We start from the raw sequence: 1,668 nt of genomic DNA, 5'->3' as shown, positions 1-1,668 counted from the left end.
GCCGTGAAGCCCGTCGGGCCTTCGGCCCTGCGCGCCGGTTTTCGCGGCGAGGCGCGGGCGGTCAATCTCGAGCCCTACGCGACGCCGACCACCGTCATCGAGCCGGGCCAGAGCCGGGTCTTCCAGGGCTTCATGCGCGACGCGCCGACCTGGGCCGACATCGACTGGCTGGTCTCCAACACCAGCCTGCCGCTGTGGATCAAGGGCGTGCTGCATCCCGACGACGCGCGGGAGGCCCAGCGCGCCGGCGCGGTCGGGGTGGTGGTCTCCAACCACGGCGGCCGCACCCTGGACGCCGCGCCGTCCAGCCTGTCGGTCCTGCCGGCCGTACGCGCGGCGGTGGGCGAGGACTTCCCGCTGCTGTTCGACGGCGGGATCCGCTCGGGCGAGGACATTTTCCGCGCCATCGCCCTGGGGGCGGACGGCGTGATGGTGGGCCGGCTGCAGGCCTGCGGCCTGGCGGTGGCCGGAGCGCTGGGCGTGGCCCACATGGTCCGGATGCTGCGCGAGGAACTCGAGATTTGCATGGCCATGGCCGGATGCGCGACCCTGGCCGACGTGCGTCGCGCCCAGGTGCGCCTGGCTGGACAAGGGCGAGTCGGGCAGGGGGACGACGGATGCTGATCGCCATCGACGGTGTGCTGAGCAAGGACGAGGTCGCCGCGTTCCGGCGTCAGCTGGACGCCGCGCCCTGGATCGACGGCGCGGCGACGGCCGGTCCCCTGGCCCGCTCGCAGAAGGTCAACAGCCAGCTCGACGACAACGCCGCCGTCGCCATCGCCCTGGGCGAGCAGATCCTGCGGCGGCTGGGGTCGCTGCCGCTGTTCATCTCGGCCGCCCTGCCCAACAAGATCTATCCGCCCAAGTTCAACCGCTACGCCGGCGGCGACACCTACGGGGCCCATGTCGACAGCGCCCTGATGCGGGCTCCGCGCGGCGACGTGACGATCCGCACCGACCTGGCCGCGACCCTGTTCCTGTCCGAACCCGACGAGTACGAGGGCGGCGAGCTGCAGATCGAGAGCGCGTTCGGCATGCAGCCCGTCAAGCTGGCGGCCGGCGACATGGTCCTCTATCCGGCCAGCAGCCTGCACCGGGTGACGCCGGTCACGCAGGGCGCGCGGATCGCCTCGTTCTTCTGGATCGAGAGCCATGTCGGCGACGACGGCCGGCGGAGCGTCCTGTACGACCTGGACCAGGCGATCCAGGGCGTCACGCCGCTGGCGGGACAGGCCAACCCCGACCTGCTGCGCCTGACGGGGGTTTATCACAACCTGCTGCGCCGCTGGGCCACCACCTGAGCCTCCCAGGATATCGGCCGTTACGTCTTTAATTACGACGCATTCTCATATAGACGAGCGGCATGTTGAAGGCGGCTCCCGTCGGGGGTGATCAGGTGGCCTATCAGGGGCCAAACGAGATCGACGCTCGCCAGCGCCTGCTGGCGTTGGGCGCGGTGGCCGTGCTGCACGCCGCCGTCGTCGGGGGCTTCATCTACGCCCAGTTGCGTCCGCCGCCGACGCCGCCCGAAGCGACCCTGTCGGTGAGCTTCATCACCGAAGCGGCGGCCTCCGCCGCGCCGGCGCCCACGCCGCCCCAGCCGCCGCAACCCACCCCGCCGCCGCCCGAGCGGCAGCTGATGGCGACGCCCAAGCCCACGTCCTCGCC

General features: G+C 71.7%; 2 protein-coding genes and 1 pseudogene. All 3 read left to right on the top strand.

All coding sequences use genetic code 11. The features are described from left to right. Positions 1-624: alpha-hydroxy acid oxidase (locus AC1DZ6_RS24770; protein ID WP_477099751.1), on the top strand; the 624-nt coding region annotated here is incomplete at its 5' end. Next, a complete protein-coding gene (locus AC1DZ6_RS24765; RefSeq protein WP_477099750.1) occupies positions 618-1,301 on the top strand; it encodes a Fe2+-dependent dioxygenase in 684 nt (227 codons plus the stop codon). The genes AC1DZ6_RS24770 and AC1DZ6_RS24765, both read left to right, overlap by 7 nt. Positions 1,302-1,363: 62 nt before the next feature. Then, a pseudogene (locus AC1DZ6_RS24760) lies at positions 1,364-1,668 on the top strand (hypothetical protein); the annotation flags it as partial.

Source organism: Caulobacter sp. P1_B12_2 (assembly GCF_056406675.1).
The sequence above is the reverse complement of the archived record's forward strand: the minus strand, read 5'-3'. Positions and strand labels throughout refer to the sequence as shown.